The sequence below is a fragment of the Mesorhizobium sp. B2-4-3 genome, from assembly GCF_006442815.1.
Classification (GTDB): Bacteria; Pseudomonadota; Alphaproteobacteria; order Rhizobiales; family Rhizobiaceae; genus Mesorhizobium.
This window is the reverse complement of record NZ_VFVL01000017.1, coordinates 28,145-50,506: the sequence shown is the minus strand read 5'-3', so window position 1 is coordinate 50,506 and position 22,362 is coordinate 28,145. Positions and strand designations below refer to the sequence as shown.

Below are 22,362 nucleotides of genomic sequence, written 5' to 3'. Positions count from 1 at the left end.
CAATGCTTGAAGCGGATTTCGTCATCATCGGCTCCGGCTCCGCCGGCTCGGCCATGGCCTACCGGCTGTCGGAAGACGGCAAGCACTCGGTGATCGTCATCGAGTTCGGCGGTACCGACATGGGGCCGCTGATCCAGATGCCGTCGGCGCTGTCGATCCCGCTCAATATGAGCCTGTACGACTGGGGTTTCGCCAGCGAGCCCGAGCCGCATCTCGGCGGGCGCGTGCTCGCCACGCCGCGCGGCAAGGTGATCGGCGGTTCCTCCTCGATCAACGGCATGGTCTATGTGCGCGGACATGCGCATGACTTCGACCACTGGGCCGAACAGGGCGCTGCCGGCTGGGCGTTCGCCGACGTGCTCCCCTATTTCAAGCGCATGGAGGATTCCGACGGCGGCGAGGATGGCTGGCGGGGTCACGGCGGGCCGCTGCATGTGCAGCGCGGCACGCGGAGAAATCCGCTCTACGGCGCCTTCGTCGAGGCCGGCCGCCAGGCCGGTTTCGAGCTAACCGACGACTATAACGGTTCGAAGCAGGAAGGTTTTGGGCCGATGGAACAAACCATTCTTGGCGGCCGCCGCTGGTCGGCGGCGAACGCCTATCTGAAGCCGGCTCTCAAACGCAGGAATGTGAGTCTGATCAAAGGCTTCGCCCGACGCGTGGTGATCGAGAATCAACGCGCGATCGGCGTCGAGATCGAAGCTGACAAACAGATTCAGGTCGTTAAGGCGCGGCGTGAGGTGATCGTCGCGGCGTCGTCGATCAATTCGCCGAAGATCCTGATGCTGTCCGGCATCGGCCCGGGCGCGCATCTCAAGGAAAACGGCATCCAGGTGGTCGCCGACCGGCCGGGCGTCGGCCGCAATCTGCAGGATCATCTGGAACTCTACATCCAGCAGGAATCGACCAAGCCGATCACGCTGAACTCGGTGCTCAATCCTTTCTCCAAGGCATTGATCGGCGCGCAGTGGTTGTTCTTCAAGACCGGGCTTGGCGCCACCAACCATTTCGAGGCGGCGGCCTTCGTGCGCTCTGCTGCCGGTGTGGACTACCCGGACATCCAATACCACTTCATCCCGGCGGCGGTGCGCTATGACGGCAAGTCGGCGGCGAAGTCGCATGGCTTCCAGGCGCATGTCGGCCCGATGCGCTCGAAGTCGCGCGGGTCGGTGAGCCTGCGCTCGCCCGATCCGAAGACGAAGCCGGCGATCCGCTTCAACTATATGTCGCATCCGGACGACTGGAGCGAGTTCCGCCACTGCGTCCGGCTGACGCGCGAGATCTTCGGCCAGAAAGCCTTCGACGGCTTCCGCGGCAAGGAGATTTCACCGGGCAGCCACGTACAGTCGGACGACGAGCTCGACGCCTTCATTCGCGACCATGCCGAAAGCGCCTACCACCCCTGCGGCACCTGCCGGATGGGTCGCGCGGACGATCTCACAGCCGTCGTCGATCCCGAATGCCGGGTGATCGGCGTCGAGGGCCTGCGCGTCGCCGACTCCTCGATTTTTCCTCGGGTGACAAACGGCAATCTCAACGCGCCGTCGATCATGACCGGCGAGAAGGCGTCCGACCACATCCTCGGGCGCACGCCGCTGGCGCCGTCCAACCAGGAGCCCTGGATCAATCCTCGCTGGCAGGTGGCGGATCGATAGGGCATTGTCGGGCAGACCGCCCGCTCGGCGAACAGACTTGGAGAAAGCCATGCGCGCCCAACCCACGGCATCGCATTACGTCAACGGCCGCTACATCGAGGACGAAGGCGGCGCGCCACTCCCCGTGATCTATCCGGCGACGGGCGAGACCATCGCCACGCTGCATTCGGCGACGCCCAACGTGCTGGAACTCGCCATCGAGGCCGCACGCGCCGCGCAGCCCGCCTGGGCACGGCTGAAGCCGGTCGAGCGCGGCCGCATCCTGCGCCGCGCCGCCGACATCCTGCGCGCGCGCAATGCCGATCTCGCCCGTATCGAGACGTTGGACACCGGCAAGGCGATCCAGGAAACGCTGGTGGCCGACGCCCCGTCGGCCGCCGACTGCCTGGAGTATTTCGCCGGCGCGGTCGCCGCCTTCAACGGCGAGATGATCGATCTCGGCGGGCCGTTTGCCTACACGCGGCGCGAGCCGCTCGGTGTGTGCGTCGGCATCGGCGCCTGGAATTATCCGATCCAGATCGCCGGCTGGAAGTCGGCGCCGGCGTTGGCCATGGGCAACGCCATGGTGTTCAAGCCGTCGGAGAACACGCCGCTTTCGGCGCTGGCGCTCGCCGAAATCTACTCGGAGGCCGGCCTGCCGGACGGGCTGTTCAATGTCGTGCAAGGTTATGGCGATGTTGGCGCCGGCCTTGTCGGCCACGATGTCGTAGCCAAGGTCTCGGTGACCGGCTCGGTGCCGACCGGCCGCAAGGTGCTGTCGCTCGCCGGCTCGAAGATGAAGCACGCGACGATGGAGCTCGGCGGCAAGTCGCCGCTGATCGTCTTCGACGACGCCGACCTCGAGAACGCCATCGGCGGTGCCATGCTCGGCAATTTTTACTCGACCGGCCAGATCTGCTCCAACGGCACGCGCGTCTTCGTGCAGAGCGGCCTGCATGATCGCTTCGTCGAACGGCTGGTCGAGCGGACGAAAAAGATCCGCGTCGGCGATCCGCTCGATCCCGAAACGCAGATGGGGCCGCTGGTCAACAAGGCGCAGCAGGACAAGGTCGTCTCCTACATCGAATCCGGCAAGCAGGACGAAGCTCACCTCGCCTGCGGCGGCAACGTGCCGTCGCTGCAGGGTTTCGACGGCGGCTTCTTCATCGAGCCGACGGTGTTCTCAGGCGTCACCGACACCATGCGCATCGCGCGCGAGGAGATTTTCGGGCCGGTGATGAGCGTCTTGAAGTTCGACAGCGAGGACGAGGTGATCGAGCGCGCCAACGACACGGAATTCGGCCTGGCGGCCGGCGTGTTCACCCGCGACCTGCCGCGCGCGCACCGCGTCATCGCCGAATTGCAGGCCGGCACCTGCTGGATCAACGCCTACAATCTGACACCGGTGGAAATGCCGTTCGGCGGCGTCAAGCAGTCCGGCATCGGCCGCGAGAATTCGCTTGCCGCGCTGGCGCATTATTCGCAGCTGAAGGCGGTTTATGTCGAGACGGGGGACGTGGCGAGCCCGTATTGAGGGATTGACAGATCACGAACGTCGGCGGGACAGCGCCCCCCTCTGTCCTGCCGGACATCTCCCCCACATGGGGGGAGATCAGATGCCGCCACCGCTTTCGCCAATCGCCATTGCCGCAGGAAAAGCGCCAGCGGAGAAATGGCCAATCTCCCCCCTCGTGGGGGAGATGTCCGGCAGGACAGAGGGGGGCGCGAAGGAATGAGGCCTACGGTCTGCTTCGCTTCAACCTCACCCCTTCTCAGCCGTCCCGTCCAGATACTGCGTCAGCGCACAGACCAGGTGATAGAAAATGCTGGCCGGCACCTCGCTCGCCAGTGAGCGGCCGCGCTCGTCGATGCGGTCGATCCAGAGGCCGAGCGGCGCCGGATCGATGTGCCAGCGGAACAGGCGGCCGACGCGCGCCTCGATCTCCGGCTTGAGATCCGGCCCGCCAGACCCGTCGAGCGCGATCGCCGCCTTGATCGCCTCGGCCTGCGGCCAGCTTCGCGAGACCGTGTCGAGCGGCAGGCCCTGGCGCGAGACGGCGCCATAGGCGAGGCCGGTGGCGCGGTTGAGGCCGTTGGCAATGGCCGAGGCATAGAGCTTGCGGGCAAAGGCTGCGAGCTCGGTCTGGCCGCTGCGGGCGGCGAAATCGACCAGCAGCGAGGCCCACTCGAAATGATGGCCGGGCTCGGTCCAGTTGCCCTTTCCGTTCGTCGCCGGCTTCCAGCCTTCGTCGAAATATTCCCCCAGCGTCCAGCTTTCGGCATCGAAGAAATGGCTGCGGAAGAGATCGATGATGCGCGCCGCGCGGCGCAGATAGGCGCGCTCGCCCGTCGCCTGATACCAGGCGAGAAAAGCCTCCAGAAAGTGCATATGCGGATTCGAGCGCCGCTCTTCCGCGCCGTCGGAGGTTTCCAGAAAGCCGGTCATGCGGGCATCTTCCAGATGCGCGTCGAGGAAGGCAAACGTCTCCTCGCCGAGGCGCAGCGCATCGGGATGGCCCGACATATGGGCGTGCGCCAGCGCCAGAAGCACGCAGGAATGGTCGTAGGCATCCTCGACCGGATCGGCGACCGAGCCGTCGATATTGAGCGTGCGCACCCAGCCGCCCTTGTCGGTGCGGCCCTGCCCCGCCATGAAGTCGATGCCGTGCGCAATCAGCGTGTCCGCCGGGCCGTCCCAGCCGCGCTCCTTGGCGACCGCAAAGGCATAGACCTGACGCGCCTGCGTGCGCATGCGCTTGGGTTTCATCAGCGGCGAGGCGTCGAAGCCTAGCGCCTCGTGGAAGCCGCCATGGCGCTCGTCGACGCCAAGGGTAGACCATAGCGGCAGCGTCTCCTCGAACAGCCAGTGGCGCACGCGCCGCCGCCAGGCGCCGCTCTCGATGACGCGGTCATGCGCCGGCGTGAACCTTGTTTCGAGCCGACCGGATTTCTCCAACTGCTCGACGATCTTCTTGACGTGCTGGCTGTGGCTGACCGGCGCGACGAACGTGGCGTCGGCCGTGGAGACGATGGCCACGTCCTTCATGCCGATCGCCGACAGCAGGCGCCCCTCGCTGCGGATATAGGAGTTCTCGCAATCGATGGCGACGACGTCCCCGACGACGACGTTGCCGTCCTTGTCCGACGGGCCGACATCGAGCAGCGACTGCCAGGAGCCGAGATCGTTCCAGCGGAAGCCGGCGGGCACCATGGCGATGTCTTTCGCGCGTTCCATGATGGCGTAGTCGATCGAGGTCGACGGGATCGCGGAATAAAGTTCCAGGGGCATATAGAGGCCGGACAGATCGCTGGTCGCAGCCTTGTAGGCGGCTTCCGTCGCCTCCCAGATTTTCGGCTCATGGGCCGCGAAAGCGTCGCGCATGGCGCCGGCGCGGAACAGGAAGATGCCGGTGTTCCAGTAGAAGCTGCCGGCGTCGACATAGGCCTGCGCGGTGGCGAGATCCGGCTTCTCGACGAAGCGCGAGACGTCGAAGACGGCGTCCTTGCCGGCCCCGACCTCGATATAGCCATAGCCGGTCTCGGGCTGTGTCGGTTTCAGGCCGAACACCACGAGCCGGCCGGCATTTGCCGCGCCGGCGCCCGCCTCGATACTTTGCCAGAACTGACGAGGCGTCGATATTTCGTGGTCGGACGGCACCACCAGCACCAGCTCGTCGCCATATTCGGAGAGCGTGCGCAAGCTGGCAAGCGCCACTGCCGCCGCGGTGTTGCGGCCTGTCGGCTCGAACAGCGGTCCGCCGCCGGCCAGATCGAGGCCGGCAAGGTCGGCATGGACGCGGTCGGCGTGACGCTCCGCAGCGATCAGGAAAATCGGCGTCCCGCCTTGCGGGCGCGCCGCCAGCCGGCGCAAGGTCTTGGCCAACATCGAGCCGTCGCCGGAGAAGTCGTGGAACTGCTTGGGGTTGTCCTCGCGCGACAGCGGCCACAGCCGCGACCCGACGCCGCCGCTCATGACGAAACTGACGATGCGCTGGCTCATGAACGACCCTGTCAAAAGTCCGGCTCCGATGGGTCGGACTTACGACAAAAGCCTTTAAGCCCACCTTTACCTCACAACCAAATCCTATGCCATTCGGGCAAGCTTCGCGAAAGAAAGGAAATGCGACAGAAGGACTGCCATTGCCGCTTGCAGGATCGGAAAGCGGCAGCTATAAGCCCGCGGTCTGGTCACGGAGTGTAGCGCAGTCTGGTAGCGCACCTCGTTCGGGACGAGGGGGTCGCAGGTTCAAATCCTGCCACTCCGACCAGAAAAAACAAGCACTTGGCTTTTCCCGAAATTGCTACCCGCCTGAAATCAGGGCTGGCGTCAATCGTCGCCGTAGCTCTTCGGCAGATGACGCTGTAGTTCCATCGCGTCGTGGAGAACGCGGCCAATTCCGATGACCTGGCGCATCATCCGATAGAGCAGGAAATGGCGCGGTCGTAGCACAATGCCATGCTCGGTCCGTGCGCGGTCCCGACTATAACGCTGGTGATAGCTGCGGATCTTGTTTCCCAGTTCCGCACGATCGATGCTGCCCACCCGTTCGGGGTCGGCGGCAATGTCGCGCAGGGCCACGATCAGCAGCCGTTCGTATCGGACACGCGCAATCTCGCCGAAATTGACTTCCGTGTAAGCGAGTATTTGAACGATGTCTTCCTTCGCGGCCGCGGAAAGCCGGTATAGGACCATGGCCTTACAAGCCGGTTTTTTTCGCGCGTAAGCTTGCCTGTTGCCCCAGGCCGTCCATAAATTTTTCGACGCCGTCTTCAGCAACATCCTCGAAACGGCCTTGCTCAATGTCGTGGAAACCGATGTTGGCGGCCTCCCTGAGCGCAGCCAGCTTTGCCATCTCCCTCGCCTCGCGCTGCTCGATCAGCCGCAAGCCATCACGCAACACCTCGCTGGCGTTCTGATAACGCCCGGTTTTCACCAGTCGGTCGATCACCTCTTCGAGGTGTTCCGTCAGGACAACATTGCGTGTCGGCATCGCCATACCAGCTCCAATTCAACAGGAACGATATAGGGACATGGCATATTATGCCAATATTTATTGCGGTCAGCACCGTCGAAGGATGGCCTGACCTTCGAAAACAGAATCGCGCGACAACGCTCGACAACAGTTTCTCAGTTTGGCCTAATGGCACCCCGCAATGCTTTCGAGATGCGCGGGACTGTAAGACGGCGAACCAGGGTTGAGCGTATGAAGTTCACGCCGACGGCCATTGCACCGACACTCGTGTTCCTCCTGTTCGCGGCAGGCTGTTCGTCGACCACAGCGTCGATCAGCCCGGCGAAATACGAAAAAATGAACTGCCCCGAGCTCAACAGTGCGGTCGGCGACACCGCGACCGATATTTCACGCACCGCAATAGCCCGCGGCAAGGTCGCCAACACGAGCGTGCCGACGTGGCTGCTTGGCGGCGAGCGCGTGAAGACGGTGGTCGCCAATCGCGAAACCGCCCGGATCGACAGGCTGCAGCAACAACAGCAGGCGATCGTCGCCACGCGGAGGCAGAGGTGCCCATCCTCGCAGTGAGGCGAGCGAGGCCAAGCCTACCCGGTTTCAAGCGCTCATGCGGAACCGTGCCGTATCGATCGCCGCGTTCATCAGCGTCTGCGTATAGGCTTCGCGCGGATTGTCGAAGATCTCTTGCGTCGGGCCTTCCTCGACGATCTTTCCCTGCTTCATGACGATGATGTAGTCGGCCATGGCGCGGACCACCGCGAGGTCATGGCTGATGAAGAGGTAGGACAGCTCATGATCCGCCTGCAGCTTGCGCAACAGCTCGACGATCTGCTTCTGCACGGAGCGGTCGAGCGCCGAGGTCGGTTCGTCCAGCACCACCACTTTCGGCTTCAGGATCATGGCGCGGGCAATGGCGATGCGCTGGCGCTGGCCGCCGGAGAATTCGTGCGGGTAGCGGTTGCGCGCGTTGGGATCGAGGCCGACCTCGCGCAGCGCCTCGACGGCGCGCTGGTCGCGCTGCTTGCCCGTGAGCGAGGGCTCGTGCACCAAAAGGCCCTCGGTAACGATCTGACCGACGGTCATGCGCGGCGACAGCGAACCGAACGGATCCTGGAAGACGAGCTGCAATTCGCGCCTGAGCGGCCGCATCGCCTGGCGGTCGGCTTCGGAAATATCGCGCTCGCCGAAGCGGATCACGCCGTCGCTGGGCAAGAGCCTGAGCAGCGCGCGGCCGAGCGTCGACTTGCCTGAGCCGGACTCGCCGACGATGCCGATCGTCTGGTTGCGCTTCAGCCGGACCGAGATCTTGTCCACCGCCCGCAGCATCAGCGGCTCGCCGCCGAAGAAGCCGCCGCCGATCTTGAACACCACCTCGACATTGCGGCCTTCGAGCAGCACCGGCGAATTGGCCGGCGGCGCCGCTTTGGTGCCGGTAGGCTCGGCCGCGAGCAGCATCTTGGTGTAGGCGTGTTGCGGGTTGGCGAAGAGCGCTTCCGCCGCGCCCTCCTCCACCACCTCGCCCTGGCGCATGACATAGACGCGATCGGCGAAGCGCCGCACGATGCCTAGATCGTGGGTGATGAAGACGATGGCCATGCCGAGCTTGCGCTGCAGCTCGGCAAGCAGCATCAGGATCTGCGCCTGGATGGTGACGTCGAGCGCCGTCGTCGGCTCGTCGGCGATCAGGATGTCCGGATCGTTGGCCAAGGCCATGGCGATCATGACGCGCTGGCGCTGGCCGCCCGACATCTCGTGCGGATAGGATTTCATCCGCCGTTCGGGATCGGGAATATGCACCAGCCTCAGGAGCTTCAGCGCTTCCTCCCGTGCGGCCGTCGCAGAAAGCCCGCGATGCCGGCGGATCGGCTCGATCAGCTGGTTGCCGATGGTGTAGAGCGGGTCGAGCGAGGTCATCGGCTCCTGGAAGATCATGCTGATCTTGCGGCCGCGCACCTGGTTCAGCTCGCTCTTTGACATCGTCAGGAGATTGCGACCGCGGTAGTCGACCTGTCCGGTCGCCTCGCCATTGGAGGAAAGCAGACTCATCGCCGCCATCATCGTCTGGCTCTTGCCGGAACCGGATTCGCCGACGACAGCGACCGTCTCGCCGGCATTGACCTTGATGTTGATGCCTTTGACCGCTTCGACCGTGCCGTCGAGCGTCTGGAAGCGGACGCGCAGGTCCTTGACGCTGAGGATCGTTTCGGTGGCCATGTCAACGGTCCTTCGGGTCAAGGGCGTCGCGCAGGCCGTCGCCGACGAAGTTCAGCGCAAACAGCGTCGAGACGAGGAAGAAGGCCGGGAACAGCAGCAGCCAGTTGGCGTAGCCGATATTCTTGGCGCCGACCGAGATCAGCACGCCCCAGCTCGTCATCGGCTCCTGCACGCCGAGACCGAGAAAGGAGAGGAAGCTCTCCAGGATGATCACCTGCGGCACCAGCAGCGTCATGTAGATGACCACCGGCCCGAGCAGGTTGGGGATGACATGGCGCAACAGGATGCCGCGCTGGCCGACGCCCATGGCTTCCGCCGCCTGGACATATTCCTGCCTGCGGATCGACAGCGCCTGGCCGCGCACGATGCGCGCCATGTCGAGCCACAGCACGGCGCCCACCGCCAGAAACATCAGCACGAAGTTGCGGCCGAAAAACACCACCAGCATGATGACGAAGAAGATGAAGGGCAGCGAATAGAGCACGTCGACGATGCGCATCATCACCTCGTCGACGCGGCCGCCGGCAAAGCCCGCGGCCGCGCCATAGATGACGCCGATGACGCCGGCGACGACGCCGGCGAGCAGGCCGATGGCTAAGGATATACGCCCGGCCATCAGCGTGCGCGAGAGCAGGTCGCGGCCGGTGTTGTCGGTGCCGAAGAAGAAATATTGCTGCTTCACGGCCGAGCTCATCGTCACTTCGAGACCGTCGGGCGACTTGTTCTCGATCCTGGTGTCGTCGAAGGCGTCGGAGCGGTCGAGATAGCGGATGTTGCGGTCGTCGATCGGCTTGGTCGAGGTGACGGTTACGGTGACGCGATTGCCGTCCTGGTGCCATTCCTTGATGTCGGCGCGCATGCGTTTGATGGCGTCGCCCAGCGCACCTTGGATCATGTCGGGTTTCGGATAGGCCGAAAGGCTCGGCGGCATGCGCACATAGTCGCCATAGATGGTGGTGTATTCATGCGGCACGACCCACGGGCCGCAAATGCTGGTGACGGCGATGAAGGCCAGGTAATAGAGGCTGAGCATCGCGGCGCGGTTGCGCTTGAGCCGCGCCCAGGCATTGCCCCAGAGCGAGCGGCCGACGATCGGCTCGGGCACGGCGACGGCGAGGTCAGTCATAGCGCACCCTCGGGTCGACGACCGCATAGAGCAGGTCTACGATCAGGTTGAAGACGATGGTGAAGAGCGCGATCACCACCACGGTTCCCATGACCAGCGTATAGTCGCGGTTGAGGGCTGCATCGACGAAGTAGCGGCCGACCCCGGGGATGGAGAAGATCGTCTCGACGATGATCGAACCGGTGAGCAGCGCCGCTGCCGCAGGGCCGCTGAAGGAGACGATCGGCAGCACGGCGCCGCGCAGCGCGTGCTTGACCACCACCGACCAGTCGGAGAGACCGAGGGCGCGCGCCGTGCGGATATGGTGCGAACGGAGGCTCTCGATCATCGAGCCGCGCATCAGGCGGGCGACGATGGCGATCTGGGGCAAGGCCAGCGTCAGCACCGGACCGACCTTGTTGATGAAGGCGCCGTCGCCCCAGCCGCCGATCGGCAAGAGCTTCCAGGACAGCCCGAAGAGGAGCTGGATCAACGGCGCGGTGACGAAGGTCGGTATGGTGCTGCCGGCGGTGGCCAAGGCGATCACCGAATAATCGCCTATTTTGTTCTGGTTGAGCGCCGCGATGGTGCCGAGGATCGAGCCCAGCAGCAGCGCCAGGATAAGCGCGGAACTGCCGATCTGGATCGAGATCGGCAGGCCCTTGGCGAAGAGCTCGGTGACGGTGAAATCCGGCAGGTTGTAGCTCGGGCCGAAACTGCCGCGCAAAAGATTGCCGAGATAGTGGACATATTGCAGCCAGAGCGGATCGTTGAGGCCAAACTGGGCTTCGAGATTGGCCCTGATCTCGGGGCTCAGGCCCCGCTCCTGGTTGAACGGGCCGCCAGGGGCGACGCGGATCAGGAAGAACGCCACCGTCACGATGACGAACAGCGTCGGGATGGCGGTCAACAGCCGCCGGAAGACATAACGCAGCATCGGCGCCCCGCTTCAGCCAGGGCGACAGCTCTCCAGACGAGACCGTGGCGCGCTGGCATCTCTGATCTTCGCACCGGCATGCCCGAAAATCCAATCCGACTTTCGGCCCGGCACGACGACAGACCGCGACCGCCGCTCCCGAAATGAGAGCGGCGGCACGGCCAAGGTTTCTTGTCAGTCCTTGGAGATGAAGCGGGATGGATGAATGTCCATCACATTGTCGTCGAAGCCATGCACCTTCGAGGAAACGATGTCATGGTAGCTGTAGTAGAGAAGCGGGATCTCGCCGACGTCGTCGACGAGGATGCGCTCGGCTGCGGCGAGGTCCTTCATGCGGTCCTCGGGCTTGCCGCCTGCGGCGGCCGCCTTGTCCATAGCGGCTTCATAGGCAGGGCTGTTGTAGCTCGAGTAGTTGTTGCCGCTCGCCTTGCGCGAGATGCCGAGGAAGGTCTCGGGATCCTTGTAATCGGCGATCCAGGCGGCACGGGCAACGTCGTAATTGCCCTTCTGCTCGAGGAAGCCGTAGTGGGTCTTGGTGTCGGTGTTGAGCAGCGTCACCTCGACGCCGAGCGGCTTCAGCTGTTCCTGGATGGCGACCGCCGTGTTCTTGTGGTTCTCCGAGGTGTTGTAGCGGATCTCCATCTTCAACGGATGCTCGGGCGTGTAGCCGAGCTTCTCCAGGATCTTCTTGGCCTCGTCCTCGCGGTCGATCTGCGGCATGTCGGCGTATTTGGCCAGTGCCGGCGTGTAGCCCTCGATGCCCGGAGGCACCATCGAATAGCCGGGCAGCATCGAGTTCTGCCAGACCTTCTCGGCGAGGAAGTCGCGGTCGATCGCCATCGAGATGGCGTTGCGGAGCTCGACATTGTCCCAAGGCGCCTTGTCGGTCTTGATGGCATAATAATAAGTGCCGAGATATGGCCCGACGCGGACCTGGTCACCGAATTTGGTTTTGAGATCGGCGAGCTGTTCGGTCGGCAGGTCGCCGTAGCTGTCGAGCTCGCCGGCCTCGAAACGCTTCATCGCCGAGGAGCGGTCCTCGGTCGGGATATAGTTGACGGTGTCGAGCTTGACGCTGGCGGCATCCCAGAATTTCGGGTTCTTGACCAACTTCATATGGTCGTTGGGAACCCACTCCGCCAGCGTATAGGCGCCGTTGGAGACCAGCTTACCCGGCTTGATCCAGTCGGCGCCGAGCTTGTCTATGGAGGCCTTGCTGACCGGATAGGTCGCCTGGTGGGTCAGCATCTCCAGGAAGTAGGGCGTCGGAGCCTTCAGCGTGACTTCAAGCGTGTTGGCGTCGATCGCCTTCACGCCCATGTCCTCGGCCTTGCCTTTCTTGGTGTTGAAATCCTCGGCGCCCTTCACCGGATAGAGCATCGAAGCGTATTCTGCAGCGGTGGCCGGATCTTCCAACCGATGGAACGAATAGACGAAGTCGTCCGCCGTCACCGGGGTGCCGTCCGACCACATGCCGTCCTTGCGCAGCTTGAAGGTGTAGACGGTGCCGTCATCGGATACCGTCCAGCTTTCGGCGGCGCCCGGAATGAGGTTCGTCTTCTGGTCATGCATGACGAGACCCTGGAACAGGTCGCGTATAATATCGGCTTCGTAGACCGTCGACGTCTTGTGCGGATCGACCGTCTCCGCCTCGGCAGCGGACCCGCGGTTGTAGACGGTTTCGGCAAAAGCAAGCGTGTAAAAGGAGCCCGTGGCCAGAGCCATGGTGGTGGCGAACACCGTCGCCTTCAGCATGTTTTTCAGCATGAAGTTTCTCCCTGTCGGCGCAGCCCCTCAGCCGCGCCTTTTCAAGTTTTGACACCCCGGGACCGTTGAAACGGCCCCGTTTCAGGCGTGCCGCCGGTCCCTTCCGGCAGCTGGTGGCAGGAGACTAGACAGAGCGATATCTTATTTCAACCATTGCCTGCTTGACGCAAAGTGAGCGTCACCACGCTAAAACAGCGAAACCTAAAGCTTAGAGCTTGCTTTCAACTTGGCACACCTGCCGGTTGTTCGAGGCGTTTTCTGTTTTTGCAGGCAGGTCTTGGCATTCTCCGTATCATGCTGAAAAACCGAAAACTCCGTGTTTCTTGGTCTCGTTTCCCGACAGACGCCACGGGCACGTCGGCAATCGAATTCGCCATGCTGGCACCGATCTTCATCCTGCTTCTGCTCGGCATGGTTGCATACGGGGTCTATTTCGGCGCCAGCCATTCCGTGCAGCAGATCGCGGCCGATGCGGCGCGCACGGCGATTGCCGGCCTGAACCAGACCGAGCGGCAGGCACTGGTCACCGATTTCATCGCCCATGACGTCTCGGGCTATCCGTTCGTCGATCCCAACAAGCTGACCGTCAACGCACAGGACAGCGTCGCCGACGGCAGCCAGTTCGTCGTCTCGGTCACCTACGACGCGCGTAACCTGCCGATCTGGAACCTGTTCAAGACGCTGCCGCTGCCGGACACGACGATCCAGCGCCAATCGACGATCCGTGTCGGAGGGATATGATGCCCATCGAGGGGGGGCTGGAGCGATTTATCGTTTCCAGGAAACGCCAAACCGCTCCATCTGTTTTCCGTGACGCAATTCCGGACGGAAAACCGCTTCGCACTTTTCCTGGAATTGCTCTCATGGCGGCGACGCGGAGACTGCTCGCCGACCGTAGCGCGAATTTCGCCGTCATGACGGCGCTATGCACGCCGGTGGCGCTGGCGCTGACCGCCTTCGCGATCGACGAAGGTTCACTTTACAACGAGCGCCGCGCAGCGCAGTCGATCATCGACCTTGCCGCCATCGCCGCGGCCTCGAACATCACCAATGCCGAGCAGGCGGTGCTGACGACGCTCAGCGACAACGGCATCACCTCGGTCGCCGTGCAGCAACAGGGGACCGCCGTGGCGCCGACCGCCAGCAAGGCTGTCGTCCAGATCGTGCCGGGGCGCTACACGGGCGTCAGCACCATTGCCGCCGGCAGCCGGTTCGAGGCGGGCAAGCTGCCTTACAATGCCGTGCAGGTGTCGCTGAAGAAGCAGGGCACGCTCTATTTCGCCGGCTCGATCATGTCGCCGCCCACTCTTGGCACGACCGCCATCGCCAGCGCGCAGCCGCAAGCGGCTTTTTCGGTCGGCTCGCGGCTTGCCAGCCTCAATGGCGGCATTCTCAACGCGCTTCTCGGCGGCCTTCTCGGCGGCAACATCTCGCTCAGCGTGATGGATTACAATTCACTGGTGTCGGCCGATATCGATGTTCTCTCGTTCACCGATGCGCTGGCCACGCAATTGCATCTGACTGGCGTCAGCTATTCCGACGTGCTCGCCTCCAAGGCAACGATCGGCCAGATCGCCACCGCAATGGCCAATGTGCCGGGGCTCGACCGCACAGCCAAACTCGCCCTGCAGACCATGGCCTCCAGCGCCACCAACACCGTCAAGATTCCGCTCAGCACCCTTGTCGATCTCGGCTCCGTCGGCGATCTCGGCATCGGGCAAAAGCCGGCCGGGCTCAACGTGACAGCCAGCGCGCTCAGCATGCTCACCGCGGCGGCCGCTCTGGCCAACGGCACGAACCAGGTCGCGGTCAATCTCGGCGCCACCATCCCGGGACTGGCATCGACGACGCTGGCGATCGCCATCGGCGAGCCGATGCAGAACTCGGCCTGGCTGGCGGTGGGAGAAGCCGGCACCGTGGTGCGCACCGCGCAGACGCGCATCAAGCTCAACGCCGACGTCACCGTCGGCAATTCCAATCTCGGCGGCGGCACCAGTCTTGCCGCCGTCCACCTGCCGCTCAATATCGAAGTCGCCTATGCGGAGGCCAAGCTGACCGATATCAGCTGCCCGACCGGCCCTTCCAGCATCAAGGTTTCCATCGCCGCGCAGCCGGGCGTTGTCTCAGCCCATCTCGCCAACAGCAGCGCAAGCGGCTTCGCGGATTTCACCAAGCCGCAGTCATTCTCCGGCGCCGATATCGCGGACCTGAAGCTGTTGCTCATTCCGGTGCTGCAGGTGACGGGCTCGTCGGCCTTTTCGGTCACCAACATGGCGCCGACCACTTTGACCTACAACGCCACCGACATCGCCAACAAGGCGATCAAGACGGTGTCGACGAAGAACCTGACGCAGTCGCTCACGACATCGCTGGTCAACAACCTGTCGCTGTCGGTCAATGCGCTGGGGCTTGGCCTCGATGTGACCGCCCTGCTCGGCACGGTGAAGCCGGCGGTGACGACGCTGCTCAACGGCGTGACCGCGCCGGTCGACGACCTCCTCTACAACGTGCTTGGAGCTCTGGGCGTCCATGTCGGCGAGGCAGACGTGCGCGTGACCGGCGCGACCTGCGGCCGCTCGGTGCTGGTGCAGTAGATCAGCCGTCAGCCAATCCTGCCGACGAAACTGCCCAGAGGCGGCAGCACCAGCACGCTGTCCTCAACAACGCCGGTAAGAACGCCTGCGGCGTCAACGTCAAATGCCGTTATCTCGGCCTCGCCAATCTCCGTGGGCAGCGCCCAGCCTGTTGCCTCGGTCGAGAAATTGAAAACGCAAAGCAGTCTTTCGCCGTCGCGCTCACGGAGGAAAGCAAGCACATCGCCTTCGGCATCAAGAAAGCGGATCGAGCCTTGGATCAGTGCCGGATGGCTCTTGCGCAAGGCAAGGATCGACCGATAGGCGGCAAGCACCGACCGCTCCTCGCCATGCTGGACATCGACCGCACGCACACGATGCGCCTGCGGCACCGGCAGCCAAGGCTTGCCGGTGGAGAAGCCGGCATTGTCCGCCTCCGCCTGCCACACCATCGGCGTGCGGCAGCCGTCCCTGCCCTTCACGCCCGGCCAGAAGCGGATGCCCAGCGGATCGCGCAGATCCACATAGGCAAGCTCGGCCTCCTCGAGCCCAAGCTCCTCGCCCTGGTACAGGCAGATCGACCCACGCAGGCATGACAATAGCGCGATCGAGAACTTCGCCACCGCGTCCGGACTCTCGCTGGGCCGTGTCCAGCGGCTGACGTGGCGCACGACGTCATGGTTGGAGAAGGCCCAGCAGACCCAGCCCCCCGGGGCGGTCGTCTCGAACGCCTCCACGCAGCCGCGCACATGGGCGGCGGAAAATTGCGGGCTGAGCAGGTCGAACGTGTAGCACATCTGCAGTTTGTCGCCGCCGGATACATAGGCGGCGAGCGTCTGCAAGGAACGCTCCTCGTCGCCGACCTCGCCAACCGCGGCGCGGTCGGGATATTCGTCGAGCAACGCGCGGAAGCGTTTCAGGAAGTCGAGGTTTTCGGGCCGCGTCTTGTCGAAAAGATGCTCCTGGAAGGCATAGGTGCTGGTCGAACCGTTGGTGCCGGCGACGCTTGATGCCAAGGGCGGGTTGTCGCGCAGCCAGCGGTCATGGACATAGTAGTTGACCGTATCCAGCCGAAAGCCATCGACGCCGCGCTCCAGCCAGAAGCGCACGGTGTCGAGCAGCGCGTCCTGGACCTGCGGATTGTGGAAGTTCAAATCCGGCTGCGCGGCGAGGAAATTGTGCATGTAATACTGCCGGCGGGTGGCGTCCCACTCCCAGGACGGGCCGCCGAAGACCGACAGCCAGTTGTTGGGGGCGTTGCCATCCGGCCTGGCGTCGGCCCAGACATACCAGTCGGCCTTGGCATTGTCGCGGCTGGCCCGGCTTTCGACGAACCATTCATGCTTGTCGGAAGAATGCGAGATCACCTGGTCGATGATGAGCTTCAGGCCGAGCCGATGCGCCTCGGCGACCAGCGCGTCGAAATCCTCCAGCGTCCCGAACATCGGATCGACGTCGCGGTAGTCGGACACGTCGTAGCCCATGTCGGCCATCGGCGACTTGAAGAAGGGTGACAGCCAGACCGCGTCGACGCCGAGCGAAGCGATATGGGCGAGCCGCGCGGCGATGCCCTTCAAATCACCGCTGCCGTCGCCGCTCGTATCCTGGAAGGAGCGCGGATAAACCTGATAGATGACGCAGCCGCGCCACCATTCGGCGCCTTGCTCTGGATTGTCGCCAGCCATCACGAACCTTTCCTGCTGCGCGATTTAGCGGCTCGCCGCTCGATCATGAAACCGACGCTGCGACCGGGCAGCGGCCGCGCCAGATCGACCGGCTGCGTCTCGATTGCCGGGCGCCATTCAAATCCATCCCGCGCCGGCAGGCTGAAGACACATTGGCGGCGGTCGCCGTTGATCACCACTGCCAGGCGCCAGCCGCCGCTATCGCCAAGCAGCATGACGAGGCGATGCCGTCCGGGATCGTTCCAGTCGGCCTCGCCGAGCGGCGCGCCGGTCTCGGTCAGCCAGGCCACGTCGGGGATTTCCGATCCGTCGGCAGGCTCGCCGGTCAGGAAGTGCGTATCCGCCAGCGCAGGAAAGCCTCGGCGCAGCGTGGCGAGCGACGATGCGTATTGCTCCAGCGCCCGGTCGCGGCCAGCCCAGTCGAGCCAGGTGATGGCATTGTCCTGCGCATAGGCGTTGTTGTTGCCTTTTTGCGTGCGGCCGAACTCGTCGCCGGCAGTCAGCATGATAGTGCCGCGCGAGGCAAAGAGCGTGGCGAGCAGCGCGCGCTGGTCGTCGAAGCGCGCCTTGGCAATCGCCGCGTCGCCCGTCTCGCCTTCGGCGCCGTTGTTCCAGGACAAATTGTCGTTATGGCCGTCGCGGTTGTGCTCGCCATTGGCCTCGTTGTGCTTGCGCTCATAGGCGACGATGTCGGCCAGCGTCATGCCGTCATGCGCGGCGATGAAGTTAACGCTGCGGGTCGTCGACCGGCCTGCCATGCCGAAGACATCGGAGGAACCCGCAAGCCGGGTGGCCAAAGCGCCGATCGCGCCCGTATCGCCGCGCCAGAAGCGCCTAACATCGTCGCGGTAACGGTCGTTCCATTCCAGATATGGCGGATGGAAATTGCCGAGCTGGTAGCCGTTCGGACCGATGTCCCAGGGCTCGGCGATCAGCACGCGATCGGCGAGCCCGGGATCGCCGGCGATGGCCTGAAGCAGCGGCGCGTCCGGCTCGAAGGCGCCGTCGACGCGGCCGAGCACCGGCGCCAGATCGAAGCGGAAGCCGTCGACGCCGGCGAAGCGGACGAAGTGGCGCAGCGTGTCGAGCACCATCTCACGCATCACCGGATGGTCGCAGGCGACGGTATTGCCGGTGCCGGTGTCGTTGACCAGGCTGCCGTCCGGCTGATGCCGGTAGTAGCCTATCGCATCCAGTCCGCGCAGCGACAGCGTCGGCCCGAGCCGGTCGCTTTCGCCGGTGTGGTTGAAGACGAGGTCGAGGACGGTGCCGATGCCTGCCTTGCGCAACGCGGCGACGGTATCGCGCAATTCCTCGAGGCCGCCGGGCGCGCGATGCGGATCGAGCGCCATGAAGGTGACGGGATTGTAGCCCCAGGCGTTGCTCAGCCCCAATGGCGGCAGGTGCCGCTCGTCGATCGACGCGGTTACCGGCATCAACTCGACAGCTGACACACCTAGACGCTTCAGGTGCTCGACGACAGCCGGATGAGCGAGCGCCGCGATTGTGCCGCGCTGCGCTTCCGGCACGTCCGGATGCAGCCTGGTGAAGGAGCGGACGTTGAGCTCGTAGATCAAGCCGCCGGGCTGGAACAGCGGCGGCTGGGGCAGCACCGGCTTGGGCAGGAACCGCGCTACCGCCTTCGGCATCAGCGAGGCGGTGTCGGCGCTTTCGTTGCGCTTGGCTGCGAGCCGCCAATGGTATTGGTATGGACGGTCCAGCTCGACGGCATAGGGGTCGGTGAGAAGCTTGTTCGGATCGAACCACAGGCCGCGCTCCGGCGCATAGTCGCCGTCGGCGCGAAAGCCGTAACGCGTGCCCTCCCCAAGGCCAGGGACAAGGAGCGCATGCACGCCCTCGCCTTCCGGCTTGAGTTCCAGCCGGTCGGTTTCAAGCGTGCCGGTGTCGTCGAAGAGCGAGACCCACAGGCGCCGCGCCGATGAGGACCAGACGGCGAAGCGGATGCCTTCGGGGTTGACGGTGGCGCCGAGGGTCATGCGGGCGCCTCTCCTTCTCCCCTTGTGGGAGAAGGTGGATCGGCGCGCAGCGCCGAGACGGATGAGGGGTGTTGGAAGAAACGAGGCGCCGGCGATGTGAGCGCCGGTTTTCGCCAAGCTGGAGCACCCCTCATCCGTCGCCTTCGGCGACACCTTCTCCCACAAGGGGAGAAGGTGAAGGCGCGCGACACCACCCTCAAGTAATCACGCTCGGCTTGTTGCGGCCGGTGTGGCTCTTGATGCCGGCGATGTCGTCGGCGGCAGCGATGAGATCGGCGAGCGCTTCCTGCGTGTCGAGGTCGTGCCTCGCCTTGTCCGGCTCGTAGCGCTCGATATAGAGGCGCAGCGTCGCCCCTGACGTGCCGGTGCCGGAGAGGCGCAGCACGACGCGCGAACCGCCTTCGAACAGGATTCGTATGCCCTGGTGCTCGCTGACCGAGCCGTCGACCGGATCGTGATAGGCAAAATCGTCGGCCTTGGCGATCTTGAGGCCGCGCACGCCGGTGCCGGGCAGCGAGCCGAGCTTGGCACGCAGTTCGTCGACAAGCGCGTTGGCGCGGTCGCTCTCGACCTCCTCATAGTCGTGGCGCGAATAGTAGTTGCGGCCGTAGGTCGCCCAATGCTCGGTGACGATCTGCTTGCAGCTCTCGCCGCGCGCGGCGAGGATGTTGAGCCACAAGAGCACGGCCCACAGACCGTCCTTCTCGCGCACATGGTTGGAGCCGGTGCCAGCGCTTTCCTCGCCGCAAATGGTCGCCATGCCGGCGTCGAGCAGGTTGCCGAAGAACTTCCATCCGGTCGGCGTCTCGTAGATGCCGATGCCGAGCTTTTCAGCGACGCGGTCGGCGGCGCCGCTGGTCGGCATCGAGCGGGCGATGCCTTTCAGGCCGTCCTTGTAGCCCGGCGCCAGTCTGGCATTGGCGGCAAGCATCGCCACCGAATCCGACGGCGTGACGAAGATGCCCCTGCCGATGATCAGGTTGCGGTCGCCGTCGCCGTCCGAAGCCGCGCCGAAATCCGGCGCGTCCGGCCCCATCATCTCGTCATAGAGGTGCTTTGCATGCACCAGGTTCGGATCCGGGTGATGGCCGCCGAAGTCGGGAAGCGGCTTGAAGTTGCGGCAGGTGCCGTCGGGCGCGCCGAGCCGGCGTTCGAGTATCTCCTTGGCATAGGGGCCGGTCACCGCGTGCATGGCGTCGAAACGCATGCGGAAGCCCGACTTGAAGAGCTTCTTCAGCGCATCGAAGTCGAACAGGCTTTCCATCAGTTCGGCATAGTCCTTGACCGGATCGAATATCTCGACCGTCATGCCGCCGGCCTTGACGGTGCCGATGGTGTCGATGTCGATGGCGCCGATATCGGCGATCTTGAAGCTCTTGATCTCCTTCGACTTGGCAAAGATCGCGTCGGTGATCTTTTCCGGTGCCGGGCCGCCATTGCCGGCATTGTACTTGATGCCGAAATCCTCGTGCGGGCCGCCGGGATTGTGGCTGGCCGACAGGATGATGCCGCCGAAGGTCTTGTATTTGCGGATGATGTTGGAGGCGGCGGGGGTCGACAGGATACCGCCCTGCCCGACCATCACCTTGCCGAAGCCGTTGCCGGCGGCAATCGCGATGGCTTTCTGGATGACCTCGCGGTTGTAGAAGCGGCCGTCGCCGCCGATCACCAGCGTCTTGCCTTGAAAACCGTCCAGCGCGTCGAAGATCGACTGGATGAAGTTCTCGGCATAGTGCTCCTGCTGGAAGACCGGCACTTTCTTGCGCAGGCCGGAGGTGCCTGGCTTCTGGTCGGTGTAGGGTTTGGTCGGGACGGTTTTGATCATGCCTCAGGCAGCCCTTTTCGAAAGCAGCAAGCGATAGAGTTCGACGTATTTTTCGGCGCTCTTGTCCCAGGAGACATCGGCCTTCATGCCTTGGCGCTGGATCGAGGCCCAGGTCGCCGGCCGCGCATGCTGCTCGACCAGCCGCTGGATAGCATGCAGCATCGCGCCGCCATTGTTGGGCGCGAACTGGAAGCCGGTGGCGACGCCGGCCGACAAGGCGGCTTCATTGGCGTCGATGATGGTGTCGGCCAAACCGCCGGTACGGGCGACGACCGGCACGCAGCCATAGCGCAGGCCATAGAGCTGGGTCAGGCCGCAGGGCTCGAAGCGCGAGGGGATGACGATGGCATCGCAGCCGCCCTGCATGACGTGCGAAAGGCCTTCATCGTAACCGACGACGACGCCGACGCGGCCGCGATGACGGGCGGCGGCGGCAAGCAGCGTGCCTTCGAGGCCGGCGTCGCCCGAGCCGAGGATCGCCAGCCGCGCGCCGGCGGCGACAATGCCGTCGACGACCGCGGCCAGAATGTCCATGCCCTTCTGCCAGGTCAGCCGGCTGACGACGCAGACGATCGGGCTGCCATCCGCCTCCAGGCCGAAGCGCTCTTCGACCGCCTTGCGGTTCTTGGCCCGCGCCGCAAGCGTCTCGGTCGAATAATTGGCGACCAGATGCTTGTCGGTCTGGGGATTCCAGATGTCGACGTCGATGCCGTTGACGATGCCATAGAGGTCGGTGGAGCGCATGTTGATCAGCCCGTCGAGACCCATGCCGAATTCGGGCAAGCGGATTTCCTGCGCGTAGGTCGGGCTGACCGTGGTGATGGCCCAAGCGGCTTGCAGGCCGGCCTTGAGAAAGCCGACGCCGCCATAATATTCGACGCCGTCGAGCTGCATCGCCACGCTCGGCAGGCCGAGCTCGCCGAAGATGCCGGCGCCGAACTGGCCCTGGAAGGCGAGGTTGTGCACAGTGATCAGCGACGGCACGCCGACCGCCTTGCCGTAGCGCATATAGGCAAGCGTCATCGCCGACTGCCAGTCATGGGCATGAACGATGTCGGGCTGGTAACCGGAGATCGCGCCGCCGGCAATGTCGCCGCCGGCCTGGCTGAGCGCGGCGAAGCGACGCCAGTTGTCCGGCCAGTCGGCGCCGGAAGCGGTGCCGTAAGGGCCGCCCTGGCGATCGAAGAGATGCGGCGCGTCCAAAACGAAGAGGTCGAGATCGCCGATCTTGACGGCATGGATCGAAGCTTTGCCGCCCTGTAGCAGCGGATATTGGTAGACGGGTTTCTTCTTGGCGAAGGCCGCCATCACCACGGGATAGCCAGGAACCAGCGTGCGCATCGCAACGCCCTTGCCGGCAAGCGCGATCGGCAGGGCGCCGGTCACGTCGGCAAGCCCGCCGGTCTTGATCAGCGGAAAGATTTCGGGCGTGACCGACAGAACCTGCATGCGCTCCACATTCCGATCTCAACGTGACAGGTCAAAGTGACAATCTGTTGATCCAGTCGTCAGCTTGCTGATCGACCCCGTCAGCTTGCTGATCGACCCGACAGCTTGCCGATCGACCCGACAGCTTGCCGATCGACCCTACTAGGACGACGGCTGATCAACCTTATCAGGTTGACAGGCTGATCAACCTTATCAGGTAGACAGCT

The 22,362-nt window shown here is 64.2% G+C and carries 16 protein-coding genes and 1 tRNA gene; 6 read left to right on the top strand and 11 right to left on the bottom strand.

The window, feature by feature from the left end:
• Positions 1 to 2 precede the first annotated feature (2 nt).
• The gene (betA, locus tag FJ956_RS17260) at positions 3 to 1,655 is read left to right on the top strand and encodes a choline dehydrogenase (protein WP_140676817.1); all 1,653 of its coding nucleotides are present in this window, start codon (positions 3 to 5) and stop codon (positions 1,653 to 1,655) included.
• Positions 1,656 to 1,704: 49 nt separating this feature from the next.
• Positions 1,705 to 3,168: a betaine-aldehyde dehydrogenase gene (gene betB / locus FJ956_RS17255; RefSeq protein WP_140676814.1), complete on the top strand. Its 1,464-nt coding sequence runs from the start codon at positions 1,705 to 1,707 to the stop codon at positions 3,166 to 3,168.
• 228 nt (positions 3,169 to 3,396) lie between these two features.
• On the opposite strand, the gene FJ956_RS17250 is transcribed toward betB, so the two are convergent.
• A complete protein-coding gene (locus FJ956_RS17250) occupies positions 3,397 to 5,634 on the bottom strand; it encodes a mannose-1-phosphate guanylyltransferase/mannose-6-phosphate isomerase (RefSeq protein WP_140676811.1) in 2,238 nt (745 codons plus the stop codon).
• Between the two features lie 191 nt (positions 5,635 to 5,825).
• Between FJ956_RS17250 and FJ956_RS17245 the strand changes: the two genes are divergently transcribed.
• Positions 5,826 to 5,902, top strand: a tRNA-Pro gene (locus tag FJ956_RS17245).
• 59 nt (positions 5,903 to 5,961) lie between these two features.
• On the opposite strand, the gene FJ956_RS17240 is transcribed toward FJ956_RS17245, so the two are convergent.
• Together FJ956_RS17240 and FJ956_RS17235 are read right to left on the bottom strand one after the other, a co-directional pair.
• Complete coding sequence (locus FJ956_RS17240; RefSeq protein ID WP_140676808.1) at positions 5,962 to 6,327, bottom strand: type II toxin-antitoxin system RelE/ParE family toxin; 366 nt, start codon at positions 6,325 to 6,327, stop codon at positions 5,962 to 5,964.
• 4 nt (positions 6,328 to 6,331) lie between these two features.
• On the bottom strand, positions 6,332 to 6,625 hold the full coding sequence (locus tag FJ956_RS17235) for a type II toxin-antitoxin system ParD family antitoxin (RefSeq protein ID WP_140676974.1): 294 nt from the start codon (positions 6,623 to 6,625) through the stop codon (positions 6,332 to 6,334).
• A gap of 213 nt (positions 6,626 to 6,838) precedes the next feature.
• On the opposite strand from FJ956_RS17235, the gene FJ956_RS17230 reads away from it, so the two are divergent.
• A complete protein-coding gene (locus FJ956_RS17230; RefSeq protein ID WP_140676805.1) occupies positions 6,839 to 7,174 on the top strand; it encodes a hypothetical protein in 336 nt (111 codons plus the stop codon).
• 27 nt (positions 7,175 to 7,201) lie between these two features.
• Here FJ956_RS17230 and FJ956_RS17225 read toward each other — a convergent pair whose 3' ends face one another.
• The 4 genes from FJ956_RS17225 to FJ956_RS17210 all read right to left on the bottom strand — a co-directional run bounded on the left by FJ956_RS17225 (position 7,202) and on the right by FJ956_RS17210 (position 12,627).
• Entirely contained in the window at positions 7,202 to 8,818 is a 1,617-nt protein-coding gene (locus FJ956_RS17225) for an ABC transporter ATP-binding protein (protein WP_140676802.1), read from the bottom strand.
• Between the two features lies 1 nt (position 8,819).
• A complete protein-coding gene (locus FJ956_RS17220) occupies positions 8,820 to 9,944 on the bottom strand; it encodes an ABC transporter permease subunit (RefSeq protein WP_140781977.1) in 1,125 nt (374 codons plus the stop codon).
• Complete coding sequence (locus FJ956_RS17215; RefSeq protein ID WP_140676799.1) at positions 9,937 to 10,860, bottom strand: ABC transporter permease subunit; 924 nt, start codon at positions 10,858 to 10,860, stop codon at positions 9,937 to 9,939. Before FJ956_RS17215 ends, FJ956_RS17220 begins: the two co-directional genes overlap by 8 nt.
• A 174-nt stretch (positions 10,861 to 11,034) precedes the next feature.
• Positions 11,035 to 12,627, bottom strand: coding sequence for a peptide ABC transporter substrate-binding protein (locus FJ956_RS17210; protein WP_140676796.1), 1,593 nt, complete (start codon positions 12,625 to 12,627; stop codon positions 11,035 to 11,037).
• A 375-nt stretch (positions 12,628 to 13,002) separates the two neighbouring features.
• On the opposite strand from FJ956_RS17210, the gene FJ956_RS17205 reads away from it, so the two are divergent.
• Positions 13,003 to 13,368, top strand: a complete 366-nt coding sequence (locus FJ956_RS17205; RefSeq protein ID WP_246672056.1) for a TadE/TadG family type IV pilus assembly protein — start codon at positions 13,003 to 13,005, stop codon at positions 13,366 to 13,368.
• A gap of 122 nt (positions 13,369 to 13,490) precedes the next feature.
• Entirely contained in the window at positions 13,491 to 15,221 is a 1,731-nt protein-coding gene (locus tag FJ956_RS17200) for a pilus assembly protein TadG-related protein (protein ID WP_140676793.1), read from the top strand.
• Between the two features lie 8 nt (positions 15,222 to 15,229).
• Here FJ956_RS17200 and FJ956_RS17195 read toward each other — a convergent pair whose 3' ends face one another.
• From FJ956_RS17195 to glgA, 4 genes are all read right to left on the bottom strand, one after another.
• Positions 15,230 to 16,885, bottom strand: a complete 1,656-nt coding sequence (locus tag FJ956_RS17195) for an alpha-glucosidase family protein (protein WP_140676790.1) — start codon at positions 16,883 to 16,885, stop codon at positions 15,230 to 15,232.
• Positions 16,885 to 18,882 carry a glycogen debranching protein GlgX gene (glgX, locus tag FJ956_RS17190; RefSeq protein WP_140676787.1) on the bottom strand — a complete coding sequence of 666 codons (1,998 nt, stop codon included), beginning with the start codon at positions 18,880 to 18,882 and terminating at the stop codon, positions 16,885 to 16,887. The genes FJ956_RS17195 and glgX overlap by 1 nt, the downstream gene beginning before the upstream one ends.
• A gap of 196 nt (positions 18,883 to 19,078) precedes the next feature.
• Complete coding sequence (locus FJ956_RS17185; protein WP_140676783.1) at positions 19,079 to 20,707, bottom strand: alpha-D-glucose phosphate-specific phosphoglucomutase; 1,629 nt, start codon at positions 20,705 to 20,707, stop codon at positions 19,079 to 19,081.
• Positions 20,708 to 20,710: 3 nt separating this feature from the next.
• Complete coding sequence (glgA, locus tag FJ956_RS17180; RefSeq protein ID WP_140676779.1) at positions 20,711 to 22,156, bottom strand: glycogen synthase GlgA; 1,446 nt, start codon at positions 22,154 to 22,156, stop codon at positions 20,711 to 20,713.
• Between the last annotated feature and the right edge of the window lie 206 nt (positions 22,157 to 22,362).

What these genes read in the sequence shown, in the direction of transcription:
- FJ956_RS17200 (WP_140676793.1), top strand. Translation starts at nt 13,491, where the DNA reads ATGGCGGCGACGCGGAGACTGCTCGCCGACCGTAGCGCGAATTTCGCC.
- FJ956_RS17230 (WP_140676805.1), top strand. Translation starts at nt 6,839, where the DNA reads ATGAAGTTCACGCCGACGGCCATTGCACCGACACTCGTGTTCCTCCTG.
- FJ956_RS17240 (WP_140676808.1), bottom strand. Translation starts at nt 6,327, where the DNA reads ATGGTCCTATACCGGCTTTCCGCGGCCGCGAAGGAAGACATCGTTCAA.
- glgA (WP_140676779.1), bottom strand. Translation starts at nt 22,156, where the DNA reads ATGCAGGTTCTGTCGGTCACGCCCGAAATCTTTCCGCTGATCAAGACC.
- FJ956_RS17225 (WP_140676802.1), bottom strand. Translation starts at nt 8,818, where the DNA reads ATGGCCACCGAAACGATCCTCAGCGTCAAGGACCTGCGCGTCCGCTTC.
- FJ956_RS17195 (WP_140676790.1), bottom strand. Translation starts at nt 16,885, where the DNA reads ATGGCTGGCGACAATCCAGAGCAAGGCGCCGAATGGTGGCGCGGCTGC.
- betA (WP_140676817.1), top strand. Translation starts at nt 3, where the DNA reads ATGCTTGAAGCGGATTTCGTCATCATCGGCTCCGGCTCCGCCGGCTCG.
- FJ956_RS17220 (WP_140781977.1), bottom strand. Translation starts at nt 9,944, where the DNA reads ATGACTGACCTCGCCGTCGCCGTGCCCGAGCCGATCGTCGGCCGCTCG.
- FJ956_RS17215 (WP_140676799.1), bottom strand. Translation starts at nt 10,860, where the DNA reads ATGCTGCGTTATGTCTTCCGGCGGCTGTTGACCGCCATCCCGACGCTG.
- FJ956_RS17235 (WP_140676974.1), bottom strand. Translation starts at nt 6,625, where the DNA reads ATGCCGACACGCAATGTTGTCCTGACGGAACACCTCGAAGAGGTGATC.
- FJ956_RS17185 (WP_140676783.1), bottom strand. Translation starts at nt 20,707, where the DNA reads ATGATCAAAACCGTCCCGACCAAACCCTACACCGACCAGAAGCCAGGC.
- FJ956_RS17205 (WP_246672056.1), top strand. Translation starts at nt 13,003, where the DNA reads ATGCTGGCACCGATCTTCATCCTGCTTCTGCTCGGCATGGTTGCATAC.
- FJ956_RS17210 (WP_140676796.1), bottom strand. Translation starts at nt 12,627, where the DNA reads ATGCTGAAAAACATGCTGAAGGCGACGGTGTTCGCCACCACCATGGCT.
- FJ956_RS17250 (WP_140676811.1), bottom strand. Translation starts at nt 5,634, where the DNA reads ATGAGCCAGCGCATCGTCAGTTTCGTCATGAGCGGCGGCGTCGGGTCG.
- glgX (WP_140676787.1), bottom strand. Translation starts at nt 18,882, where the DNA reads ATGACCCTCGGCGCCACCGTCAACCCCGAAGGCATCCGCTTCGCCGTC.
- betB (WP_140676814.1), top strand. Translation starts at nt 1,705, where the DNA reads ATGCGCGCCCAACCCACGGCATCGCATTACGTCAACGGCCGCTACATC.